Genomic DNA, 1,338 nt, shown 5'->3' with positions numbered 1-1,338 from the left:
GAATACGTGGGGGTTTTGTTAGCCCTGGCCCGGTTGAATGGCATTGCCTGTCGCACCGCTGGCCGCTATAAATGCCCCCCTCATCCCCTCCAGCGTAATTTGCCCATGGAACCGGACTTCAACCATGTTTGGTTTGAATTTTATCTGCCCGGCATCGGTTGGTTGCCTATGGAATCTAATCCCGACGACACCAATGATGGTGGCCCGTACCCCACCCGTTTCTTTATGGGTCTGGCTTGGTACCACGCTGAAACCGCCAAGGATGTGCCCTTTGAGCAGCTACTGAGTCAGGGTATTCCCGTCAATAAACAGGTGGTTTCCATTGGCGAACTGGCCATTAACCATGTGCAATTCACCATCCTGGAGGAACTAGACCCGGCGGTGCATTTGGCTGATTAATTTAACTTTGGTAAGAGGGAAACTTCCTCCCCTGTCTACGAGGTAGTGCTGGGAATATTCCCCCGCTCTTTAATGCCTGGTATTTACAGAGATGTTAGGGCCGAAGCAATGTTATGGTGATTCACTGTCAGTAGCATAGGTAGCGTAGGCTTCAGGGGCTAAACCATGGAGGATAATAGCGTCATAACTCCGGAAATTGAACAATTAATCCAAGCAGTGGAAACCGCAGACTCGGCGGCCAAGTTAGTGGGGGCAGTGCGAGCCCTGGCGGCCACCCGATCGCCGTTGGCAGTACCCCAATTGACCACGGTGTTGCGTTACAACAATCCAGGGGCAGCGGTGGCGGCGGTAGATGGACTGATCCAAATCGGGGACGCGGCCATGGCCCACTTGCTGGCCAATATGGATGGCTACAATTATGGCGCTAGGGCCTGGGCCACCAGAGCCTGTGCAGGCATTGGTGATCCGAGGGCATTGGCTTTGTTGCAGGAAGCGGCCCTGACGGATTTTGCCCTCAGTGTGCGGCGGGCGGCGGCCAAGGGACTAGGTTTTCTCCGTTGGCAATCCCTACCCCAGGAAGAACAGAAGACAGTACAAAAAGCCATTTATGATACCCTACTCCAAGTTTGTGAAGATCCCGAATGGGTAGTGCGCTACGGGGCGATCGCCGGTCTAGAAAATTTAGCTACCCAGGCCGTCGATTATCGCCAACCCCTCACAACATTTCTCCAAGCCTTATTGGAACGGGAACCAGAGGCGATCGTGGGGGAACGCATTCTTTTGGCCCTGGAAAATATCAGCCCGATGTAAACCCTGTAGAGCAGATTTAAGCTTCCACTGCAGGGATTGTCAAAACCTAGACCCAGATTGGCCATACACTGGAACGAAAAATTTCCAAATTAATTTACCCAGCAAAGATGGCCATCAACACTTTCACCA

The 1,338-nt window shown here is 52.7% G+C and carries 2 protein-coding genes; both read left to right on the top strand.

Annotation, left to right across the window (positions count from 1 at the left end):
• Positions 1–399, top strand: a 399-nt coding sequence (locus IQ219_RS19660; protein WP_194073739.1) for a transglutaminase family protein, incomplete at its 5' end; no start/stop codon positions are given.
• Positions 400–564: 165 nt separating this feature from the next.
• The gene (locus IQ219_RS19655; RefSeq protein WP_194073737.1) at positions 565–1,209 is read left to right on the top strand and encodes a HEAT repeat domain-containing protein; all 645 of its coding nucleotides are present in this window, start codon (positions 565–567) and stop codon (positions 1,207–1,209) included.
• The last annotated feature ends 129 nt before the right edge of the window (positions 1,210–1,338 follow it).

Source organism: Synechocystis sp. LEGE 06083 (assembly GCF_015207725.1).
GTDB classification, from domain to species: domain Bacteria; phylum Cyanobacteriota; class Cyanobacteriia; order Cyanobacteriales; family Microcystaceae; genus Synechocystis; species Synechocystis salina.
Note: the sequence above shows the minus strand (reverse complement) of the source record. Positions and strands in the feature narration are given on the sequence as shown.